Raw genomic sequence first — 20,712 nt, 5'->3', positions numbered from 1 at the left:
AGTTCTTTAAATGAATTATCCTTTAACAGCACCTTCAGAGTGGCCGCTTTGAACAAATTTCTTTTGGAAAATAATATAAATAATAATCACTGGTATAATCGCAATCAAAGAAGCAGCGAATACTAATGCCCAGTTGCTTGCGTGCTGCCCTTGAAACATCATTAAAGCGATCGGCAGTGTTCTCATTGCCTCATCTTTAATAATCGTTAAAGCAACAAAATACTCATCCCACGTACCCGAAAAAGCAAAGATCGCCATCGTGCCGAGCGCCGGTTTTGAAAGTGGAAGATAAATATTCCAGAAAATACGCCACTTTCCTCCGCCATCAATAAGGATGGACTCCTCCAAATCTTTCGGAATCGTTTCGAAAAATCCTCTTAAAAAGAAGGTTGATCCCACTACACCACCGCCAATGTATATCAGCCATAAACCAGCATACGTATTGACAAGTCCCAAATTATTAATCACCGTGAACTGAGGAACGATTGCCAAGACAAGCGGGATCATCATCGTAAATAAATAAGCCCTGAATATTAATTCTTTAAAAGGAAATTCAAATCGTGCAAATGCATAAGCAGACATTGATCCCAGCAATAAGCTGCCAACCATCGCCACACCTGCGACAAGTAAGCTATTCAAAAAATAACGATAGAATTCATATTCCATCCACACTTCTTTGTAGTTTTCCAGATTAGGTCTCGCAGTGAAAACCTCTTCCGGTCTTGGCAAGGAATAAGCACTCGTTAAAAATGTTGTTAGAATCATATAAATGAACGGAAAAATAAAGATGAGCACCCCAAAAATCAAGATAGCATACACCACGATTTTCCAAAATAAATCAGATCGATTTTTCATTTCTTACACCTCCAGTCCACTCACTAATAGAATTTCTGTTTCCCAATTTTTTTCTGCTGGGTCCAAGTTAAGATAAAAATCGTCAAGCCCATCATGACTCCTACTGCTGAGGAGTATCCAAAGTTCATATTCGTAAATGCTTCATTAAAAATCATACTCTGCAGCACTTCTGTTTGATGCATAGGTCCTCCGCCAGTAATAAAATAGACTTGAGGAAAAATATTAAATGCCCCCATAACCAAATTAATCACAACAAAAATCGTGATAGGTGCAAGCATTGGAATGGTGACATGACGAAACAAGTTTAATGCATTTGCGCCATCAATTCTTGCCGCTTCGTATAATGATTTCGGCACTCCTTGCAAAGCCGCTAAATAGATGACCACTGTCCAACCCACTGTTTTCCAAATATGAAAAGTCCAGATAACAAACATGGCTGTCCATTGATTTTGCAGCCAGCTGATCGGTTCATCAATAAGACCAAGCTGAGTATATAAAATATAATTAATAAATCCGCCATCACCTGCTGCAAATAAATAACGGAATAAAAATGCTACGACGATCCACGAGGTAATAATCGGAAGATAGTACAAGGTGCGGAACGTTATTTTGTATTTAATAAATTGCATATTAATCAATACAGCAAAGAAAATACCTAAAAACCAATTTATCGGAACTGTAACAACCGTATTTAAAAATGTGTTTCGAACCGCATACCCAAAGGTGGGGTCCTGAAATGCTCGTGCATAATTTTCAATTCCAACCCACGGACTGTCAGCACCTGGCATAATGCTGTATTCCTGAAAACTCATGACAATCCCCTTAAACAAGGGATAAATGACAAAACATGCCGTACCGAGCAATCCCACGATTAAAAATGGAAATACCTCACGCCATTGCTGCAGTCCTTTTTTAAAGCTTGTCCGCTCTTTTTTTTCCTTCGGTTTTTTATTGCGTTTACCTTTTTTCACTTTTTCATGAACGCCTGGATCATTTAATTGTTCATTGTGCTGTAGCATGGTTATCCCACCTTTTTAATGGTACTTTTCTTGAAAAGAACACTTCAATCTTGTACTGGATTGAAGTGTTCTTTTTGTTTATTGATTTAATATCTGATCAGCTTTAGCCGCTGCATCATCCAGTGCTTCTTTTGGATCCATCTCACCGCGAAGTACTTTTTCAAAATTCAAGGTAATTTCACCTTCTACTTCTGACCATTGCGGAATTGGTGTACGAGGCAATGCTGTTTCAAGTTGTTTTACATATTGTTCAATAAATGGCAGTTCTAAAAACTCCGGATCTTGGGCAGCTGTCCTATTTGTAGGGATCAGTCCTGTTCCAATTCCCATGATTTTTTGAGCTTCTTCTTCTGTCATCCATTTCGTAAATTCCCAAGCAGCGTCTTTCTTGTCTGAGTTTTCAAAAATGACCAGATTTTCTCCGCCAATCACGGATCGGCTTCCGCCATCACCTTCAGGAATCGGTGCCCATGTTGTATAATCCAATGGATTTTGTTTATCTTTTTCATTCATTAAAATACTGAAGAACCAGGGTCCATCATCAACCATCATATACTGTCCTTTTTCAATGCCTTCCCAGGTACCCGGTTCCCCGCCAAGCATGATTGGACTGATTAATCCTTCTTCATTCCAGCCCACGATCGTTTCTAGTGCTTTAACGCTTTCTTCACTATTTAGATAACCGTCAAATTTTGTATAATCTTCATTTGACAACGAGCCACCTAAGCTCCAGAAGTATGGGAGATAATCCCATGTTTGTCCTACTCCAGCAATCGATATCCCGCCTTCTGCTCCCGCTTCTACTGCTTTACGAGAAGCATCTTCCAGTTCTTCCATTGTTGCAGGCGCTTCATCGTAGCCTACACTTTCGAGTACTTCTTTATTGTAGATTGCTATTTTTGTGTTTGTATTGAGCGGCAGGCCATAGTAGCCGCCATCATAAAAATTGGTAGACATAGGTGCTTCGAAAAGTGTCTCTTTTACCTCTTCAAATCCATCCATTTCACCCATTTCTGTAAGTGCGCCCATTTCAGCAAACTCAGAAACCCATACAATGTCCATTCGCATTATATCAGGCGCTGCATTTCCGGCAACCCCTGCTATAACTTGCTGCTTCAATCCCTCTTGAGGCATTCTAGTCAACTTAAGTTCAATATCAGGGTGCTCTTCTTCAAAAGCCGGCTTGATTTCCTCAACCAAAACTTTTTCCTCTTGCTCCCCGTATGTGTGCCAATAATCCAGCACTACTTTATCTCCATCATTTCCACTGCCTGAATCACTTGATGAACAACCTGCCGCCACCAGTGATGCCCCCATACTCAATGCCAGTAAAAAAGATAATTTACGCGTTTTCAAAGTCATTTCCCCCTTATTCGATTGATTACAAGTTTAATTATGGAGTTCAAAACAGCTTAAAGTAACCGTTTACATTACGGAAAAGGTGTCTTATATTACGGTGATAAAATCTATGATTCGTTGGATGGTGTCTTATATTACGATGTGACAGATATATAAGCCACCCTTCTAGGTAAGAAAACTAAGCTTTTTCCGCACAAAAAAGCACACAGGTTTTAATGCTCCTGTGCGCTTTATAAGTTTAATAAGTGTTAAAGTCTACTCTTCCAATCAGCGTAAAAATCCTCAAGCGTAGCATGAATGCCATTTAACGATAATAAAATCAAAAACAGCATCATCACAGTCGCGATTTCTCCCGTCAATAAAGCAATAATCGCAATGACGATAATCCAAAAATAGAACCAAAATTTACTCATTCAATCATCCATCTTTCTCTTAATCTTACTTGCCCTCGTAGCTTTCAAACGGCTTCTATATATCTAGCCTACGTACAGCCCTCTTCCAATCAAGTTAGCAGAAATCGGTTTTCGCTCAAGCTCCCGCGACCAGATCGACAGCTGGCCGATATGATGAATTTCGTGCGCAATCACATGACGCATGACTTCTCCGTAGGCAAAGCCCGCTTCTTCTTCATCCGGCACACTCAGCCTGTGCGATTCCATGTCAGCTGTCCACTCTCTCACAAAAGGCTCAACTTGTCTGTGAAACTCACTTGATAGTCTCCTGACTTTCTCCAAACTGCTGTATTCTTCAAATGGAGGCTCTTCTACTCCTGGATTTCCTTCCAACGCCTGAAGCCAGCTGTATTCTGTCTCTACAATATGAAAAAGAGTATACAAAATGCTGCCAATTCCTCCCGTTCGTTCTTTTAAAAGCTCCTCCTCCGGAACGGTTTCACACCAGTCGAACCACTCTTCACGCACCTGCCAGTTGTATTCAAACAGCTTTCGCATACGAAACCTCCTAATGAATCATTGTCTTTTTCTCTATTCCCTAACAACTGGTAAAATCCCTTTTTTCTTTCACTATGTTTCTCTAGTTCTTTAAAGAAAAAAACAGCACCTGCAAATCCTGAAGCTTTTGTTAAAGTTTCAGCGGATTTAGGTGCTGTTTCGATTGTATTAGATTGATAAAACATCTGGTTTTGTATGTCAGCTATTATCTGCAGGATCGCTTTTTCGTTTAAGCCCCTGCCCAGACATCCTTTGCAAATCGTCCATTTTCTTCTAATGATTGCAGCCATTGTACCGCTTCATCATTTGTAGATTGATAGAATTCACGATAGCTCTCAACCAGTGTTTGTTCAACAGCAGGTGCCATTTGACCTCCGTCTCCGCAGATGTACAGATGCCCGCCTTCTTTTAATAGTGGCAGAATATCTTTAGCGTTTTCTGCGATTCGATGCTGAACGTACGCTTTTTCCTGACCAGGACATCTGGAGAAAGCAGTGTGAAGGGTTACCAGACCCTCTTGCTGGGCTTGCTCCAGTTCTTCCTGATAGAGGAAATCATGTTCCGGGTTGCGGCATCCGAAGTATAGATGGGCCATTCCAAGTGCTGCCCCTTTTTCTTTTAGAGCGCGGCGTGCCTGAATAAATCCTCTAAACGGTGCCACTCCTGTTCCAGGGCCAATCATAATAACTGGCGCTTCAGGGTTTTCAGGAAGCTGGAAGTTGGATTGTGGCGTACTGATAAAGCAGGCAGTCTTATCTCCTTCAGATCGGGATGCGAGATAGTTTGATGCAATTCCTTTGTATTCCCGTTTGCCGCTCCATGCATCTCCGCGCACAACGCTTACCGTAATGCTCGCTTCTCCTTCTTTATGAAGAGGAGAGCTTGAGATTGAATAGTATCTTGCTTTTAAAGGAGGCAGCAATGCCAAAAAGCCTTCGAATGGCATTTCACAGGCAAGATACTTTTCTGCCAAGTCAAGCATCGTAATTCGCTTTTTAAGTATGTCTTGTTTATACGTATTATCCTCTAAAAGCTCCTCTAGCTCTTTTACATGTGGAGGGCATACTGTGTGAGCCGCCAGTGCACGTATTTGAGAACGCGAAGCAGGATCTTGCAGCTCTACATAATTCGCAAGTAGTTCATGCAATTTTACAGGCTGTTCTGTAGGAAGATGAGCAGCTTTTCCTGAATCTCCCGTTAGATTGACATAGTCATCGCCATTTAGGGCGAACCGACTGAGCACTCGCTCGACAAGCTCCGCTGGGTTTTGAGGAAGAACCCCGATATGATCGCCTTCCTGATACTGAACCCCCTCTGGCAGTGTGAACTCGATATGCCGTGTGCTTCTCCCGCTTTCTTCATGGTGTTGTAATTCATTATTACTTTTCACAACAGCTGTAAAAGCATGATGCGTTCTGGCAAGAGGTGTGTCGCTCACATTACTGACAAAGCTCATCGTGATCGAGCTGGTTTCTTGATCATTGAGTGCCGGTTCAATATCTAAAGCTTTGGCAAGATTTGGCCAAAGAGCCTCCGTCCATTTCTCGTATTCTCCTTCGAAATCATCACTTGCATCTCCGTAGCCTGTGTCTGATAGACGAATCGCTCCTTTTTGCTCCATTTGCTCATCAATCAATGTTGGAATGCGTTGATACGTATTCGCCCAGTTGTGGTCTCCACATCCAAAGACAGCATAGTGAACCCCGTCCATTGTTCCTTCGTGACTTTCTTTTAACCATGAGATAAAGTCACCTGCATTGTCAGGCGCATTTCCATTATAAGAGGCTGAGACGATGAGAACAGCTCCTTCTTTTGGAAGCTGATTCGCATATTCATTTAACGAAGCAACTTTCGGATGAAATCCTTGCCTGCGACCGTTTTCAGCAAGATCCCGTGCAATGCCTTTTGCCGTTCCCATGTTCGATCCATACAGAACGAGCAAAGGTGTGCCATGCGAATTGACTGCTGCAGCTGCGGTCTCTACCACTTCTTTTTCTGGTTCTTGAGATGCAGCGGGGAAAGACATTGCTGCTTTACGTGGTGAAACGCGCATCGTTAATCCATCCGGTTTTAGCGTCAATGTTTCTTTTACATCCAGTTCATACCCTTTGTGATCAATAAAGTCAAAATGCTGTAATACCATGCCAAGCACAAGGGTCGCTTCATGAAGAGCAAACTGCTGGCCAATACAGGCACGCTGTCCGTTTCCAAAGGGCTTGTAGGCATGATAGGGAATCGCAGCCGCATCCTCAAAACGTTCCGGAATAAAAGCTTCCGCGTTATCGCCCCAAATGGATGGGTCGCGGTGCAGCTCGGGGATAAGGAGTGTGAACACATCATCTTTTTCCACATTGTATTTTCCGATTAACGTCGTGTCTTCCTTGGCATATACAGAAAACGCCGGGGCAGTCGGCCACAGACGAAGTGATTCGTTCAGCACCATGCGTACATACTTCAATTTCTTCACTTGCTTATAATCAGGAACACCATCACCCACTACCTCATCGACTTCATGCTGTGCTTTTTGAAGCTTATCCCGGTTATTCATAAGGTAGTAGACTGCAAATGACAGAAGACCGCTCGTCGTTTCATGTCCTGCGATTAAAAAGGTAATGATTTGATAACGGATATTTTCGTCATCCAGTGCTTCCCCTGTCTCAGGGTCTACCCCTTTTAACATGTGAGAAAGCAGATCATCTTCTCCCTGATCGCCATTTTGTTTCCGTTCTGCAATTAATTCATCTACTAAAGAAAACATATAATCAATATCTTCGTTAAATTGCTTTTTGGATTTGATCATAAGCTTATCCTGAATACCAAGCCGCTGCGTTTGATTCATTGCTTCATCTAACGCTCGAACCATACTGTCCACAAACGGATGAGGGGTCTCCCGGTAAAAGCTGTTAAAGCGATAATCAAATCCGCAAAGACCAATTGTATCTAGGGTTAAGCGAGTCATATCCTCAGGCACATCAATCTCATCACCAGGATTCAAGCGGGCCCATTTTTGTATAAGCTGAGCAGCAAGATCGACCATTTTCTCATGGTAGCCCTTCATTGCCTGCTGGCTAAAGCTTGGCAGCAGAATATTATGAGCCTTTTTCCAATTCTTCTCTTTCGTTTCACTGGTGAACAGACCATCTGCGCCAAACGCTCTTACTTTTTGCAATGCAGGACCAACTTTTTTATCAAACCTGGTTTCATCACATATTTCTTCAGCTAAGGCAGCACTCGATACGAACGTGCTCATACGGCCGGGAAATTGAAATTGAAAAATAGGTCCAAGTTCTCTGGCCAGTTTCCCAAACGATTGAAGAGGCTTATCTTTATCGATCACAGGCAGACTGCCTAGCGGTCCATATGTCTTTGGCTGTGGAAATTGATTTGTGTTTGTCATTTGATTCGCACCTCTTTAAATAGTTTTTAAAACGGAATGAACGTTCATTCCGGTTAGTGAAAGGAAAACTACTGTCTTCCTCAAACGATTAAACGAACAGCGTCCCACATGCTTTCTTCTATTTCAGCAAGCAGTTGTGCTTCAAGTTCTAACTCTCCAATTTGAACGAGTCTCTGCACTTCTAAAAATGATCCATACACAATCGCGATCAAAGCCGAAGTTGGAAGCATCTTAATTTTTTTCTTCTTTTTACCTGAATCAAAAAGATTTTTTAATATATTCAGCAGCCCCTGAAAGCTGGCATGACTTTCTTCTGTTAAAAAATGTGCGCTGCTATGTGTTTTAATAAAATAAAGCGCTTGATGCTGCGTACTTGTGAAACGGACCATCGATTTGAAAATATGGTGAAACTGATTACGAATGGATTCATCAGATGGAAATCCATCCTCAAGAGTTTCTGTGAATTTTTTTACGTACTCCTGAAAAATGGTATTCCCGAGTACTTCTTTATTCTCAAAGTAACGATAAATTGTACCCGCTCCAACTCCTGCTGATGTCGCAATCATTGGAATCGTCGTCGCATCAAACCCCCGATCAGCAAATAAGCTCAAAGCGCTGGATACAATACTGTCTCGTTTAGTTACTGCAGTTGGCATTATGACTCAATCCTTTCTTGAGCAATTGGCGGAATGAATATTCATTCCTATTTAATTGTAAACACTAACAATCTTCTTCTCAATCAAACATTGTACCTAATATTTGTGAAGATTTCGTTAACGGGAGCGAACAATACCCGTCGATTTATTAGTTAAACTAACTTCAACTATATCAACCCCTGTTAAGATCTCAGTCAAAAGGCTCTAATCACCTTAGGATGATCGGAGCCCCTTATGGCTTATCTATATTAATCTCTTTCTCAATATAAAGACTCTTTCCTTTTATAGCCATACTATAAAAAATAATAAGAGGAATTTGCTTTTTTGAACATACTAATAGCACTCCCTGTAGTTCATAAACGATTACATAAGTATTTGCTGTATCAACCTGACCCTTTAGTTAAATAAAATTTACTTAACCTTTTTTTCAAAAGTATTATAATATTCGATCCCTAAAATAACTAAACCTAAAAGTGTAAAAATTAATCCTATTACGAATGGAAATCCTAAGAATAATGACTGTATAACTTCATCTCCATATTGTTCGGCTCCAAAGATTGCGTACCACAACTTTGACTCACCAGACCATTCCGTAATATGAGATGCATATATAGCTCCTGACAAAATAATGGTTAATGTAGTTAATAATCCACCTAACAGTATAAATCCGCCAATGATCGTTTTTTTCATAAGTGTCTCCCTGCATTTTTAATTTTATAATTCTGCCATTTTTCTAAAAATCCGAGCGAAAAACAACCTGCCCGCAGAGCCAGCCGTTAGTAAATCAGTATCCTAAATTGCGAATATAACTTTTCTTCAATTCAACCAATTATTAAATTGTCCTATCACTCTTCTTTCCCAATAAATAAACTAGTTTGGAGTATTCCAGTCCCTCATTTTAACTTCAAGTATGTATTGACTAAAAACATGTTCTCGTGCCCCGTTAGTTTGATACCAACCTGTGATTCTCTAAATATGATCGTTACTATTTAAATGCCATATTTATGAAAATCCATACTTATAAGTATATCAAGAATTACTTAATATGGAATTGCTATTGATGAAAATATTCGTCCTTTTTTCACAATTATTAAAAAAGATCATAACAAAACCAAAACCCCCTTCTCCATCGAAGGGGGCTATCTGTAATTTCAGGTGTGAAAAACGTCCTAATTATATGTGCTTGATGACGATTAAGATGAGGTGAACTGACCGCCATTTACGTGTATGCATTGCCCTGTCATATAAGAGCCTTCATCCGATGCAAGCAGTACATACGGCCCCATTAGTTCCGCCGGCTGTCCCGGACGTCCCATTGGATTGTCCTGACCGAATTCAGCCACGGATTCTCCATCAAAAGTAGACGGAATTAATGGGGTCCAGATTGGTCCTGGCGCCACCATATTCACGCGGATGCCTTTTTCTACAAGGTTGGCAGCCATGCTTCGTGTAAAGCCGACGATCGCCCCCTTGGTAGACGTATAGTCAATCAACATTGGATTCCCTACATATGGATTAATGGAAGTTGTATTAATAATCGAGCTTCCCTGTTTTAAATGAGGGATTGCAAATTTTGTCATATGGAAAACAGAATACATATTGGTCTTAAAGGTTTTGTCCCATTGTTCAAATGAAATATCCTGAATGTCTTCTGTTGGAAACTGGATGGCTGCATTATTAATCAAGATATCGAGTTTGCCAAAGTGCTCAACCGTTTGGTCAATTAAGTTTTTGCATACCGCTTCCTCTGATACATCGCCAGGTATTAATAGGCATTGAACGCCTTCTTGTTCAATCAGGCTTTTTGTTTCTTCTGCATCGCTTTGTTCCTCTTCAAGATAGTTAATGGCGAGATTTGCGCCTTCTTTTGCATAGCCGATTGCGACAGCTCGGCCAATTCCGCTGTCGCCACCCGTAATAAGAGCCACACGGCCGGAAAGTTTTTCGCTTCCTTTATAGTTAAGCGGCTGAATTGGACGAGGGTCCATCTTGGATTCAATCCCCGGCTGCTTTTCCTGCGTCTGGTTTGGCTGCCCATTTTGCTGCTGTTTTTGAATATCCATCGTTCATCGCTCCCTTTGCTTATATATTTCGGTTTTCGTTATTTCTTTCGACAGTATTCTTTTCCTCAATTAAAAAGTTGTAAACATATGTAAGCGTCTGCACAAGAATCTTTTTCGTATAGAGGAATATCATCCTTTGATTCTCATAGATCTTATTCCACTAAGTAAAAAATATACATGTCATGTTTATTTCTTTTTGATCACAATTTAAACATAAAAGTTCTGCTCATTCATACACTCTACAAAGAGGAGGAGATGACAATGGACAAATTCATTTTTCTGCTGCTCGCTGGTATTATCGCTGGTTTCGCATTATTAAGGCTTCCTTTAGCGGGAACATTCTTATCAAGTCTCATACCGGTTTTTACCTGGATTGCGATTATTGCTATCATCGTATTTTCTCTTTATTTGATCTTTAAAACTTTTTTGGCTATTTTGGGGAAATAAAAAAATCCGGCTCAGGTTTTTATCTGAGCCGGATTTTTGTTATCCTCCTCCACTGCTTGCAGCGGCTTTTCTTCTTTTTTCAATTGCATTCACACCCATGACCACTGCAATCAGTTCATCCGTTAAAAGGATTGTTGATTTATTTACCAGTTCATAGGCAGGAGCCTGAAAGAATCCGTTTACCTTTTTAAATGTGGCCGCTTCTTCCCCGTTTTCGTCCACCATACGGTACTCTCTTGAAAAAGCAGGTGATTCTATTTCAAAGTGGCCTCTATCAGCTGTATACCGGTAACTTTTCGAGAACCAGGAAAAATTCCCCTTTACCTCACCAAGCTCTGTACCGTCTCTCTGCTTGACGAGCCACTTGCCTGATAAAAAAGGAAACCCTCCTTCCACCATCAACTCTCCCTCAGCATTTTCTACATTTACACCCGAAGTGAAGGCACTTTTCAAATCCAGCACCCCGATTTTTTCTTTTGATTCGTTCCAAATATCCTTTCTTCCGGCTGAAAAAAACTGGTCCGAGAAGTATACGATTTTTTCCATATTTGTCGCCCCTTTTTTCTATTTACGTTATAGGCTTCAAATGGTTTCAGGATTCGTCCGGCTGGTATTCGAGTAAGTCACCCGGCTGGCAATCCAGCGCCTTGCAGATGGCTTCAAGGGTGGAAAATCGCACGGCTTTTGCTTTCCCCGTTTTTAAAATAGATAAGTTAGCCATGGTAATGCCCACTTTCTCCGATAATTCGGTTACGCTCATTTTTCTTTTTGCGAGCATCACGTCCACATTAATTACAATCGCCATCTTATCACCTCAAATCGTTAAATCATGTTCAGATTTTAATTTCAATGCATCTTTTAGCAGTGTTTGAAGAACTGCCGTAAAGATCGCAATGGTTAAAGCAGCAAATAAGATCACCAGACCGACCAGTGCAATGCCTGGATGCAGCGCACTCATCATTCCTAACATGACCATACCTGCTATGTAAATAAGCATGATCGCAAACGCACTTGATTTAATGCGTCCCAATGCAGCAGCAGAGGACTCTGAAAAAGCACGGCGGTCCGCGATAAGGTCCAGTAATTTATACGCCTGATACAAAGCAAGAAAAAATGGAACAACGGTTGCATACAGGCCAAATAACACAGGATATTTCAAACTGGCGAATTCAGGTGCTGATTGGGCTGCACTCTCCGCCTGCTGCGGAAGCCAAAACAAGCATAAAAATAAGGTTGCAATCGCAATAATAAAAATCGTACCTTTAAGAAAATTGATTGTTCCTTTTTTCATAAGTATCATCCTCGCTATTGATATATAATAAATTATACCTTTGAATTTATTGTTTATCAATAAATTTTTACCGTTTTTTAGATATAATTATTTATAACAATCTCGGGGTGGTGGAATTTAATCCGTCTCGTGGAATTAGAGAAAAGCGCATTTTGTTTATGGTCTGCGCCTCAGAGTCAACAATGGTGACGAATTTTCCAGTAGAATAGTAAAGTTGCGAGGTCGAGCAGTCTCTAAACTATTTGTCTTGAAGGTTAGGATCACTTTTGTATTGAGTGGAAAAATATGTATACTATTAAATAACGGGAGACATAAGCTGTCTTACGCTTTGTCTCTCCGCATTCGATAACTGCCGATCAGAGAAATAATTAATAGAACTCCACTTCCTGCAAATGAAAGAACTGCAAGTATCTTGGCCGCAGAGGCTTCTTTCGTGAAAAATGTATAAATTGCCAGAGCTAAAAATGCCACCAGAATGAACTGTGATATCACAAAAATCTGCTTATTGTTCTTTTGGATTATACGTTGTAACAAGAGAAGCACCTCTTCCATTTAAGACAAGTTCCTATTATTTCAAATTTGAGTATGAAGCACAAGAACCTGTTATAGACAGAAAAAACAGGCTCAACCTTTTCGTTAAGCCTGTTTTTGAATTGATTGCCCTGTAATTACGTCCCGCAAAACGTTCTGTACCGTCCGTTTGAAGGATCCGGTGGAATGCAGTACGCACTTGTTTTACTGGTTGAATAGTCATAAGGTCTTGATAACACCTCAAGCAGATTGGTGAGCACGGTATAGTCATCGTACCGAACCGCCGCTTCAAGTGCTTCTTCCACTTTATGATTACGCGGAATCACGACCGGGTTATGCTGCTGCATCTGTTTTTTTGCTTCCTCAAGTGACCCGGACTGACTGCTTAGTCTTTCTTGCCACTTCGTTTCCCACTGTTTAAATTCAGGTGCAGCGAAAAGTCCTTCTTCCTCTTTTACGCCATCCGTCAGCATACGAAACGTATTCGTAAAATCTGATTTATGATCTTTCATCAGCCCAAGCAGTTCTTCAATCAGCTTTTCATCCCCGTCTTCAGCGCGGAAAAGTCCAAGCTTTCCTCTCATATTGCTCAGCCATTTTTCGTGATAGATTCTTCCATACGCTTCGATTTCTGCCTGCGCAATTTCTACCGCCTTTTTTTGATCTTCATGCAGCAGCGGCAGCAGTGTTTCCGCAAAGCGCGCAAGATTCCATCCGCCTATCTTAGGCTGATTGCCGTAAGCATATCGCCCTTGAGCGTCAATAGAGCTAAATACTGTTGCAGGATCATATGAATCCATAAATGCGCAAGGTCCATAATCAATGGTTTCTCCGCAAATGGACATATTATCTGTGTTCATCACACCGTGAATAAAACCGACCTGCTGCCATTTGGCAATAAGCGAAGCATGCTTTTCAATCACTTTGGCAAGTAGAGACCGGTAGCGGTTTTCATCTTCCTTGATCTCAGGATAATGACGTTCAATTGCATAGTCTGCAAGAGCTTTCAATTCCTTTCCTTCCTCCACTCCCGCTGCGTATTGAAAGGTTCCAAAACGCAAATGACTGGATGCGACACGTGTCATAACAGCGCCTGGAAGCAGGGTTTCACGAATAATGTCTTCGCCTGTTTTGACTACAGCGAGACTGCGTGTCGTCGGGATGCCAAGAGCATGCATGGCTTCACTGATGACATATTCACGCAGCATGGGACCGAGTGCTGCACGGCCGTCTCCACCCCGTGAAAAAGGCGTGCGTCCGGAGCCTTTCAGCTGAATATCAAATCGTTCGTTTGATGGGGTAATTTGTTCTCCAATTAACAAAGCACGTCCATCACCAAGCATTGTCAGGTTGCCAAACTGGTGTCCGGCGTAAGCTTGAGCAATCGGCAGAGACCCTTCAGGAACCTTATTTCCAGCAAAAATAGCAGCTCCTTCATCACTGTGCAGAGCGTCTGAGCTGAGTCCAAGTGAATCGGCTAGTGCTTCATTAAAAAGCACGAACTCCGGTGTTGGGACCGGATTTGGATCGATCGGAGTAAAAAAAAGTGACGGCAGCTGGCTGTAGCTGTTTTCTAACTTCCATCCTGCATGACTTTGTGTCATCAAATCCTCCTTGTCTAGTACAGATATCTATTTTTATTGGATAAAAATTAATTCTACATAAGCTGTTGTTATTGTTTTCCCCTGCTCACTTATTATACCTTTTCCCTCGTTACGCTAATATTAAAATGATTTTCCCCATTTTCATAAAACCTTTTAACAAGAATAAAAATAGAAGGATGAAATTGAGGGGGAGAAAGAACATGCAGAACCAAATAAATGAACTAATCGGACAGTTGATCAACGAAATTGAAGCTCATCAGGCACCGGATGGAAGCTTTCGTTTCTGCTTTGAAAACAGTCTGATGACAGATACCAATATGATGCTGCTGTTAAAAACCTTTACCACAGATGAAAGCCTGATGAATGAACTTGGCGCGCGTGTTGCTTCCCTACAGCACCCTGATGGCTATTGGTCCATATACCCCGGTGATAACGGAAATTTATCGGCTACAATTGAAGCGTATTTTGCTCTTTTATATACAGGTTATTGGAAAAAAAGTGAGAGGTCCGCACAGAAAGCTTCCCGATTTATTTTGGCTCAGGGAGGGCTTGGTGCTGCTCACTCCATGACGAAAATCATGCTCGCTATTCACGGACAATATCCATGGCCTAACCTGCTGCATCTGCCTGTCCACTTCATCTTGTTTCCTTCTTCCTCTCCTGTTTCGTTTTATGATTTCAGCAGCTATGCACGCGTTCATATGGCACCGATTCTTCTTTTAACTGACAGCCGCTTTCAGCTCGGCGAAAAGGATATACCGGACATGAGCGCACTTTTGATAAGAACCCCTTCTGAGCAGCTAAATGAACATTCGCGCTCACTTCTTTCAGGCATTTACCAAACCGCTTCCTCCATTGCCGGTCTGCCTCACCTCGTGCATCAGCGTGCCAGAAAGCGTCTTGTGACGTATATGCTTCAGCGCATCGAAGGAGATGGAACGTTATACAGTTACGTTTCCTCTACCTTTTACATGCTCTTTGCTTTAGTTAGTGAAGGCTATTCAAAGCAGCACCCTCTGATTCAAAAGGCGATCACAGGACTAAAAACACATCGCTGCCTCACAAACAACGGATGGCATATTCAGAACTCCACTTCTACTGTCTGGGACACCGCTCTCCTATGCCATGCGCTGCACGACCTTCCTTTTTCACCATATAAACGAAAAAAAGCAGAGGTGTATCTCCTTAAGCATCAGCATGACAAATTTGGGGACTGGATCCTTACAGCTGATCAGACTTCTCCTGGCGGCTGGGGATTTTCCGACAGCAACACCATTCATCCGGATGTCGATGACACGACCGCTTCCTTACGAGCGCTCAGCCCTTCTATAACAGTCGATCCATCCCTAAAAGAATCGTATCTGCGAGGTGTAAGTTGGGTCTTAGCAATTCAGAACGAGGACGGCGGCTGGCCGGCATTCGAACGGGCAAAAACTAACCAGCTGCTCACCTTCGTGCCGATGGATGGTGCATCCCATGCTGCCATTGACCCTTCCACGGCTGATTTAACAGGACGGACTCTCGAATTTTTAAGCAGTGAAGCGCGTCTTCCTTTTCAGCATTCCGCTATACAGCATGCCATTCGCTGGCTGAAAAAGAATCAGCAGTCCGATGGCTCCTGGTACGGTAAATGGGGCATTTCATTTCTTTACGGAACGTGGTCCGCTGTAACCGGCTTGTCTGCTGCAGGATTAAATGGAGAGGATCCTGCTATAAAAAAAGCGGTCTCCTTTCTTGAACGTGTTCAAAATGAAGACGGGGGCTGGGGTGAATCCTGTTTAAGCGACCAGGTAATGCATTATATCCCCCTTGGTTCAAGCACGCCCTCCCAAACTGCTTGGGCACTCGATGCATTGCTCAGTGTGCACAAGCAAAAAACCCCGTCCATAGAGCGCGGAATAAACTGTTTGCTGGGACAGCTGAAAACTAAAGACTGGACGTACCGCTACCCGACCGGTGCAGGACTTCCAGGTAATTTTTACGTCTATTACCACAGCTATAATTACATTTGGCCGCTGATCGTACTGAAAAAATACGCTGCACTGTAAGCTGAAAAAAGCCGCAGTCCTCACCCGGACTGCAGCTTTTCACTATTTCTTCGCCGTATACTTTTTTACTGCCGGCAAAATCTCTGTTCCAATAAGCTCTATATTTTTCATGAGGCGCTCAAACGGCACGCCGCCAAAGTCAATTTGTGCCACATATCGCTGATTGCCAAGCACTTCATGCTGATAAAGAATCTTTTCGATGATTTCCTGTGGACTGCCTATATTAATGACGCTTTGGCGATGCGCTCCCTGAGCAAAAAGCCGTTCAGGAAAGCCCTGGCCATTTGTTTTTTTCATCCCCTCATTGATATGAGGATACATTTCCTTGACTGCCTGCTGGGAGGTTTCGGCTGCATAAAAAAAGCCAGCTGTCGCAATCGGCAGTTCCGCTGGATCAAATCCACCCGAAACTGCGGCTTCACGATACGCATCCACGGACGGCTTAAACGATTCAACTGCACCGCCTAAGTGAGCTAAAAACATCGGCACACCTGCAGTGCCTGCTTTAATGGCACTTCCCGGGGAGCCGCCAACTGCGCGCCAAATAGGCAGCGACCCTTTTTGAGGCCGAGGCAGGATTTCTGCCCCTCTTAAAGGAGCACGGAATTCACCACGCCAATTTACTACTTCCTCTTCATTAATCTTGCGCAGCAGATCAAACTTTTCTTCATACAGCGCTTCATAATCACGGACATCATAGCCCAGAAGTTCAAAAAGCCCCACACGTGACGCACGGCCAGCCACAATTTCTGCCCGTCCCTTTGAAATCAAATCAATCGTCGCAAAGTTTTCAAAAACACGTACAGGGTCCGATGTACTGATAATTGTTGATGAGCTTGCGATTTTAATCCTTTTCGTCGCCTGGGCAATCGCTGCAAGCACGACTGCATGAGCCTGCGTCACAAAGTATTCCTGATGACTTTCACCGACGCTGAAAAAATCGATCCCCGCCTCATCGGCAAGCGTTGCATATTCGATAATTTCCTGAATCCGCTGTTCAGCCGATATTCTTTCTCCTGTTAAAGGATTTGGAAGATGATCTCCAAGTGTATACAGACCAAACTCTAACCCTTTTTCCGGATTTATGCCGTTTTTCAATCATGACCCCTCCCTCTTTTTGAACCATTATACTTCAATAAAGTGGGAAGCTCGAGTTATGAGGTTCTTTAAACTGAATAACATAGTTTTTGTTAAATATATTTACATATATTTAATGTAATAAATGGTTATTATATTTAATTATCCACTCTTATTTAGTATAATAGTCTCAAAAAGGGATAGGAGAACCATTTTGTTAAACAAACGTCAGCGTGAATTCAAAAAAAAAATGAAAGAAATCAACCGCCTGAAAAATCAGGAGTACATACATGGTTCTTTGGCACACAATACGTATAGAGGATCAAAAGGGAAAAAGCCGTTTTTCGTACTAGGTGGGGTGGTTGGAGGGTTAGTATTAACCTGGAACTTATACGCCGCTTATACATGGTTTATCCCGGGCACTTCGCACTTTCCTTCGATTGAAGCACTCACTGGAAGCCATGTAGAAGAAGAGATCCATTCCTATTTTGTCAAAGCAGAAGAAATAGAATCAAAACTTGCCTATCAAGTGAATTATCTAACTGCTTCTGCTCAGCATGGGCCTCTCGACCAGGAAACCATTCAACTGGTTAATCAATCTCTATTTCTATTGAGTGAGCAAATGGTAAATGGGGATGAACGAACATCAGAGTTAGAACATTATTTAAACGGTCAGATTGACCTGATTCATCAAATGCTTGCTGTTTGTTCACCAACCCTTGATCCCGAGAAGCTGAACACGATTCTTACCCGCTACAATCAAAATCTCTTGAACAAGTCTTTCATCCTTATTTCCATTCTGGAAAAAGAAGAAATGCACTATTTAATAGAAGATGATGGAATTTCCTACGAGTATGAAGAAAAATCATTATGGTAAACAAGAAAAAATCATGTATGGAAAAAGAGTAACTTATTCTAAAATAAAGCGGTCAAAACAACAGCAAGTCCATTAAGAATGCTATGTATGATCATTGCAGGAAGAATCGAACCTGACTTTTCATATGTCCACGCAAAAATGATACCTGAGACAAAATTGACAGGCAGTGTATTGTAGGTAGGAATATGAACCACCGTAAAAATGATAGAACTGAAGAGAATGCCCGCTGGTATCCCCCATTTTACTTTAAACCATTTGTAGAGAAACCCCCGGTAGAAAATTTCTTCATAAATAGGTGAAATAATGGCAGCGGAAACAAAGGCAATCCCAAACGTAAACCAATTTATCTCCATTTTTAATGATTCCGTTTTTGCATTATCTGTACCAAACCCTAACAGGTCCATTCCCACTACTATGGTGATACTTCCTGCGATCATGACAACTGTCCATCCCGCCACGGCTGTCCAATATTTTTTGGGGAATGAACAAATACCGACTGCCTCCCATCCAAGTCCACGGGGTTTTAGTAAGACAAAATACACGCCAAGCATAAATACGATCGCCATGATCAATCCTGTCAACGTCCCTGAGTAAAGTTGGTTCCCAATCAAGTCAACTAAGCGATTTTGCAGAAGTTCTTCAATGAAAATCGGCACTACTATTAGTACCAATGCCAAAAGGACAAAGAGTTCTCTATATGTCCATTTCATCTCTGTCATTATTTCTTTCATATTAAGCTTCCTCCTAAAATTTATGTGATAAAGTAAGCATAAAAGGTTACGCAGCGTTACCCGCAAGCTTATTTTAGGAGGAAAAGTAAAATGGATTATTTTTCAACGGGAGAAGTCGCAAAGAAACTTAATTTGTCACTGAGGACATTGCGTTATTATGATGAAATTGGATTAGTGAACCCTGCTTTGAAGGATGACTATGGAAAACGTCTTTATTCACCCCAAAATTTACTCTTGCTTCAAAAAATACAGCTTTTAAAATCAGCCTCCATGACGCTCGAAGACATTCAAAAAATGATCACCCAAACAACAGTATTCAAAACCCTTACCATCCACAAGGAGCAGCTTGAACAAGAAATGGATGAGCTTAAACAATCGCTCGATTATACGCATACTCTTTTTAACATACTGAAACTAGAGGGAGAATTAAAATGGAATCAGCTGCTTCCGCTTGTAGCTGAGGATCAAAACGTAAAGGACCTTCGCAGGAAAAAAGCGTTGGAAGTTCTATTTTCTGACGATGAAAAAGAAATACTCCGGAAACGTTTGCCTAAAATGGAGACAGATCATGAACAGCTTACGAAATGGATGAACCTAATAAAACGAATTGAGATTTGTCTCGAAGAAGGAAAAGGACCTGAGACCCGCGACGGACAACTTATTGCAGAAGATACGCTGATTCTTTCAAACGAATTATTTAAAGGAAACACCGCTTTAGCTGAGAAGTTTTTTGAAGCGCGCAAATCCAAAACCGCGTCAGCTGACTTAAACTTTTATCCTGTTCAAGATGATGTAATGGCTTTTATGGAAGAAGCGGTTCTTTATTATGAGCAGCAGGTAATCTAATCTGTCTCTCAATGCCGGTTAGATGGAGATTACGCTCCCTCCATCAGTCTTTCAAACACGTCAATCATCTGGTAAAAGCTTTCACTGTAACCGCCCTGCTCATCAACTGACCAGGCAGTTGAAAGGACTGTATGGCAATACCCCCACTGCAGCAATCGTTCCTCATTTAAGTCCAGTTCCTCTGTAAAAATTGCCACCCTTCTTTTTGTACAGGCGATCAGTTCTTTGTCAGGCAGACAATTTAATAAGAATTGGATTAAATCATACTCAATCTCGCCGATCAAGCCCTTAGGATCGATGGCTACCCACTCCTTTTCACCTGAGAGTAAAACGTTATAGTGATGAAAATCTCCGTGGAGCAGATACGGCTGCCGGACTGATTGTGTTAAGTATGAAAAAAGATTCAATGCTTTGCTAAGGACAGGAAATGTGATGGGTCCCACCCCTTCAGGATGCGCAGCCATCATTATCCCAAGTGATTTTCGCCTATCTTCAACCGTTGGAATCACTGTTTCTGCAGGAGCAGGGTGTGCTAGACGCTTGATCACACGAGCAGCGATCTTGCAGGCTTCTTCGTCTTGCAGCACATCTTTAAGTGAAGTGCCCGGTGAAATGTGTTGAAGCAGCAGGATGCCTTTTTCTTCATCCCAATCGAGCAGGCGCACCATCCCATTGCCCTTAAAATGGTTCAGGGCCCTTAGTTCATGGGTAAAACCGTCACCTGGCAGGCAAATCTTAATAACTACCCTCTCCCCATCCATCCTTTCAGCAGGCGCCACATAATTAATAGAAAGAGTGTATGGCTCCTTTACCGTCAAATTCCATTTTTGCTCAGCATGCTGAATTAAAAATGGTAGTTTCATAAGCCAGTCCTCTCCCTTTTCTTTTGCATACAGATGCACCGATTTTATAAATTCATCCTGAAACTCCATGAAAGGGCCCCCTTTTGCATTTTCTTACG

21 protein-coding genes are annotated in these 20,712 nt (G+C 41.9%); 4 read left to right on the top strand and 17 right to left on the bottom strand.

The annotated features are described in order from the left end of the window. Window positions 1-15 precede the first annotated feature (15 nt). The 9 genes from KR50_RS04515 to KR50_RS04480 all read right to left on the bottom strand — a co-directional run bounded on the left by KR50_RS04515 (window position 16) and on the right by KR50_RS04480 (window position 10,299). Window positions 16-855, bottom strand: coding sequence for a carbohydrate ABC transporter permease (locus tag KR50_RS04515; protein WP_041055412.1), 840 nt, complete (start codon window positions 853-855; stop codon window positions 16-18). A 23-nt stretch (window positions 856-878) separates the two neighbouring features. Then, window positions 879-1,874: a carbohydrate ABC transporter permease gene (locus KR50_RS04510; protein WP_052476765.1), complete on the bottom strand. Its 996-nt coding sequence runs from the start codon at window positions 1,872-1,874 to the stop codon at window positions 879-881. 78 nt (window positions 1,875-1,952) lie between these two features. Further along, a complete protein-coding gene (locus KR50_RS04505) occupies window positions 1,953-3,230 on the bottom strand; it encodes an extracellular solute-binding protein (protein WP_052476763.1) in 1,278 nt (425 codons plus the stop codon). 251 nt (window positions 3,231-3,481) lie between these two features. Continuing rightward, on the bottom strand, window positions 3,482-3,646 hold the full coding sequence (locus KR50_RS18625) for a hypothetical protein (RefSeq protein ID WP_198134227.1): 165 nt from the start codon (window positions 3,644-3,646) through the stop codon (window positions 3,482-3,484). 63 nt (window positions 3,647-3,709) lie between these two features. Next, window positions 3,710-4,183 (bottom strand): DinB family protein, encoded by a 474-nt coding sequence (locus tag KR50_RS04500; protein ID WP_041055407.1) that lies wholly within the window; start codon window positions 4,181-4,183, stop codon window positions 3,710-3,712. A gap of 229 nt (window positions 4,184-4,412) precedes the next feature. Next, on the bottom strand, window positions 4,413-7,580 hold the full coding sequence (locus KR50_RS04495; protein ID WP_041055404.1) for a bifunctional cytochrome P450/NADPH--P450 reductase: 3,168 nt from the start codon (window positions 7,578-7,580) through the stop codon (window positions 4,413-4,415). 80 nt (window positions 7,581-7,660) lie between these two features. After that, a complete protein-coding gene (locus KR50_RS04490) occupies window positions 7,661-8,236 on the bottom strand; it encodes a TetR/AcrR family transcriptional regulator (protein ID WP_041055401.1) in 576 nt (191 codons plus the stop codon). A gap of 411 nt (window positions 8,237-8,647) precedes the next feature. After that, on the bottom strand, window positions 8,648-8,926 hold the full coding sequence (locus tag KR50_RS04485) for a hypothetical protein (RefSeq protein ID WP_041055398.1): 279 nt from the start codon (window positions 8,924-8,926) through the stop codon (window positions 8,648-8,650). Window positions 8,927-9,429: 503 nt separating this feature from the next. Further along, a complete protein-coding gene (locus KR50_RS04480; RefSeq protein ID WP_041055395.1) occupies window positions 9,430-10,299 on the bottom strand; it encodes an SDR family oxidoreductase in 870 nt (289 codons plus the stop codon). A 261-nt stretch (window positions 10,300-10,560) separates the two neighbouring features. On the opposite strand from KR50_RS04480, the gene KR50_RS04475 reads away from it, so the two are divergent. After that, window positions 10,561-10,746 (top strand): hypothetical protein, encoded by a 186-nt coding sequence (locus KR50_RS04475; RefSeq protein ID WP_041055392.1) that lies wholly within the window; start codon window positions 10,561-10,563, stop codon window positions 10,744-10,746. A 39-nt stretch (window positions 10,747-10,785) separates the two neighbouring features. On the opposite strand, the gene KR50_RS04470 is transcribed toward KR50_RS04475, so the two are convergent. The 5 genes from KR50_RS04470 to KR50_RS04450 form a co-directional block, all read right to left on the bottom strand. Then, window positions 10,786-11,292 (bottom strand): hypothetical protein, encoded by a 507-nt coding sequence (locus tag KR50_RS04470; protein ID WP_041055389.1) that lies wholly within the window; start codon window positions 11,290-11,292, stop codon window positions 10,786-10,788. Between the two features lie 46 nt (window positions 11,293-11,338). Continuing rightward, a complete protein-coding gene (locus tag KR50_RS04465; protein WP_041055386.1) occupies window positions 11,339-11,551 on the bottom strand; it encodes a helix-turn-helix domain-containing protein in 213 nt (70 codons plus the stop codon). 9 nt (window positions 11,552-11,560) lie between these two features. Beyond that, entirely contained in the window at window positions 11,561-12,037 is a 477-nt protein-coding gene (locus KR50_RS04460; RefSeq protein WP_041055384.1) for a DUF2975 domain-containing protein, read from the bottom strand. Between the two features lie 321 nt (window positions 12,038-12,358). Next, the gene (locus KR50_RS04455) at window positions 12,359-12,571 is read right to left on the bottom strand and encodes a hypothetical protein (protein WP_156969456.1); all 213 of its coding nucleotides are present in this window, start codon (window positions 12,569-12,571) and stop codon (window positions 12,359-12,361) included. 134 nt (window positions 12,572-12,705) lie between these two features. Next, complete coding sequence (locus tag KR50_RS04450) at window positions 12,706-14,172, bottom strand: protein adenylyltransferase SelO (RefSeq protein WP_041055379.1); 1,467 nt, start codon at window positions 14,170-14,172, stop codon at window positions 12,706-12,708. A 200-nt stretch (window positions 14,173-14,372) separates the two neighbouring features. Between KR50_RS04450 and KR50_RS04445 the strand changes: the two genes are divergently transcribed. Next, entirely contained in the window at window positions 14,373-16,220 is a 1,848-nt protein-coding gene (locus KR50_RS04445) for a terpene cyclase/mutase family protein (RefSeq protein ID WP_041055377.1), read from the top strand. Between the two features lie 42 nt (window positions 16,221-16,262). Here the strand turns inward: KR50_RS04445 and KR50_RS04440 are convergent, their stop codons facing one another. Continuing rightward, the gene (locus KR50_RS04440; protein WP_041055376.1) at window positions 16,263-17,318 is read right to left on the bottom strand and encodes an LLM class flavin-dependent oxidoreductase; all 1,056 of its coding nucleotides are present in this window, start codon (window positions 17,316-17,318) and stop codon (window positions 16,263-16,265) included. A gap of 193 nt (window positions 17,319-17,511) precedes the next feature. On the opposite strand from KR50_RS04440, the gene KR50_RS04435 reads away from it, so the two are divergent. Further along, on the top strand, window positions 17,512-18,174 hold the full coding sequence (locus tag KR50_RS04435; protein ID WP_041055373.1) for a hypothetical protein: 663 nt from the start codon (window positions 17,512-17,514) through the stop codon (window positions 18,172-18,174). A 38-nt stretch (window positions 18,175-18,212) separates the two neighbouring features. Here the strand turns inward: KR50_RS04435 and KR50_RS04430 are convergent, their stop codons facing one another. Continuing rightward, the gene (locus KR50_RS04430; RefSeq protein ID WP_041055371.1) at window positions 18,213-18,905 is read right to left on the bottom strand and encodes a CPBP family intramembrane glutamic endopeptidase; all 693 of its coding nucleotides are present in this window, start codon (window positions 18,903-18,905) and stop codon (window positions 18,213-18,215) included. Between the two features lie 90 nt (window positions 18,906-18,995). Between KR50_RS04430 and KR50_RS04425 the strand changes: the two genes are divergently transcribed. Continuing rightward, the gene (locus tag KR50_RS04425) at window positions 18,996-19,751 is read left to right on the top strand and encodes a MerR family transcriptional regulator (protein ID WP_041055370.1); all 756 of its coding nucleotides are present in this window, start codon (window positions 18,996-18,998) and stop codon (window positions 19,749-19,751) included. A 29-nt stretch (window positions 19,752-19,780) separates the two neighbouring features. Here KR50_RS04425 and KR50_RS04420 read toward each other — a convergent pair whose 3' ends face one another. Next, a complete protein-coding gene (locus KR50_RS04420; RefSeq protein WP_041055368.1) occupies window positions 19,781-20,683 on the bottom strand; it encodes an aminoglycoside phosphotransferase family protein in 903 nt (300 codons plus the stop codon). Window positions 20,684-20,712 lie beyond the last annotated feature (29 nt).

It is taken from the genome of Jeotgalibacillus campisalis (assembly GCF_000829515.1).
GTDB classification, from domain to species: domain Bacteria; phylum Bacillota; class Bacilli; order Bacillales; family Jeotgalibacillaceae; genus Jeotgalibacillus; species Jeotgalibacillus campisalis.
Note: the sequence above shows the minus strand (reverse complement) of the source record. Positions and strands in the feature narration are given on the sequence as shown.

Bases quoted from the DNA above. Each gene is read 5' to 3' on its own strand.
- KR50_RS04430 (WP_041055371.1), bottom strand. From the start codon at position 18,905: ATGAAAGAAATAATGACAGAGATGAAATGGACATATAGAGAACTCTTT.
- KR50_RS04510 (WP_052476765.1), bottom strand. From the start codon at position 1,874: ATGCTACAGCACAATGAACAATTAAATGATCCAGGCGTTCATGAAAAA.
- KR50_RS04465 (WP_041055386.1), bottom strand. From the start codon at position 11,551: ATGGCGATTGTAATTAATGTGGACGTGATGCTCGCAAAAAGAAAAATG.
- KR50_RS04425 (WP_041055370.1), top strand. From the start codon at position 18,996: ATGGATTATTTTTCAACGGGAGAAGTCGCAAAGAAACTTAATTTGTCA.
- KR50_RS04495 (WP_041055404.1), bottom strand. From the start codon at position 7,580: ATGACAAACACAAATCAATTTCCACAGCCAAAGACATATGGACCGCTA.
- KR50_RS04445 (WP_041055377.1), top strand. From the start codon at position 14,373: ATGCAGAACCAAATAAATGAACTAATCGGACAGTTGATCAACGAAATT.
- KR50_RS04485 (WP_041055398.1), bottom strand. From the start codon at position 8,926: ATGAAAAAAACGATCATTGGCGGATTTATACTGTTAGGTGGATTATTA.
- KR50_RS04515 (WP_041055412.1), bottom strand. From the start codon at position 855: ATGAAAAATCGATCTGATTTATTTTGGAAAATCGTGGTGTATGCTATC.
- KR50_RS04470 (WP_041055389.1), bottom strand. From the start codon at position 11,292: ATGGAAAAAATCGTATACTTCTCGGACCAGTTTTTTTCAGCCGGAAGA.
- KR50_RS18625 (WP_198134227.1), bottom strand. From the start codon at position 3,646: ATGAGTAAATTTTGGTTCTATTTTTGGATTATCGTCATTGCGATTATT.
- KR50_RS04490 (WP_041055401.1), bottom strand. From the start codon at position 8,236: ATGCCAACTGCAGTAACTAAACGAGACAGTATTGTATCCAGCGCTTTG.
- KR50_RS04460 (WP_041055384.1), bottom strand. From the start codon at position 12,037: ATGAAAAAAGGAACAATCAATTTTCTTAAAGGTACGATTTTTATTATT.
- KR50_RS04480 (WP_041055395.1), bottom strand. From the start codon at position 10,299: ATGGATATTCAAAAACAGCAGCAAAATGGGCAGCCAAACCAGACGCAG.
- KR50_RS04500 (WP_041055407.1), bottom strand. From the start codon at position 4,183: ATGCGAAAGCTGTTTGAATACAACTGGCAGGTGCGTGAAGAGTGGTTC.
- KR50_RS04420 (WP_041055368.1), bottom strand. From the start codon at position 20,683: ATGGAGTTTCAGGATGAATTTATAAAATCGGTGCATCTGTATGCAAAA.
- KR50_RS04450 (WP_041055379.1), bottom strand. From the start codon at position 14,172: ATGACACAAAGTCATGCAGGATGGAAGTTAGAAAACAGCTACAGCCAG.
- KR50_RS04475 (WP_041055392.1), top strand. From the start codon at position 10,561: ATGGACAAATTCATTTTTCTGCTGCTCGCTGGTATTATCGCTGGTTTC.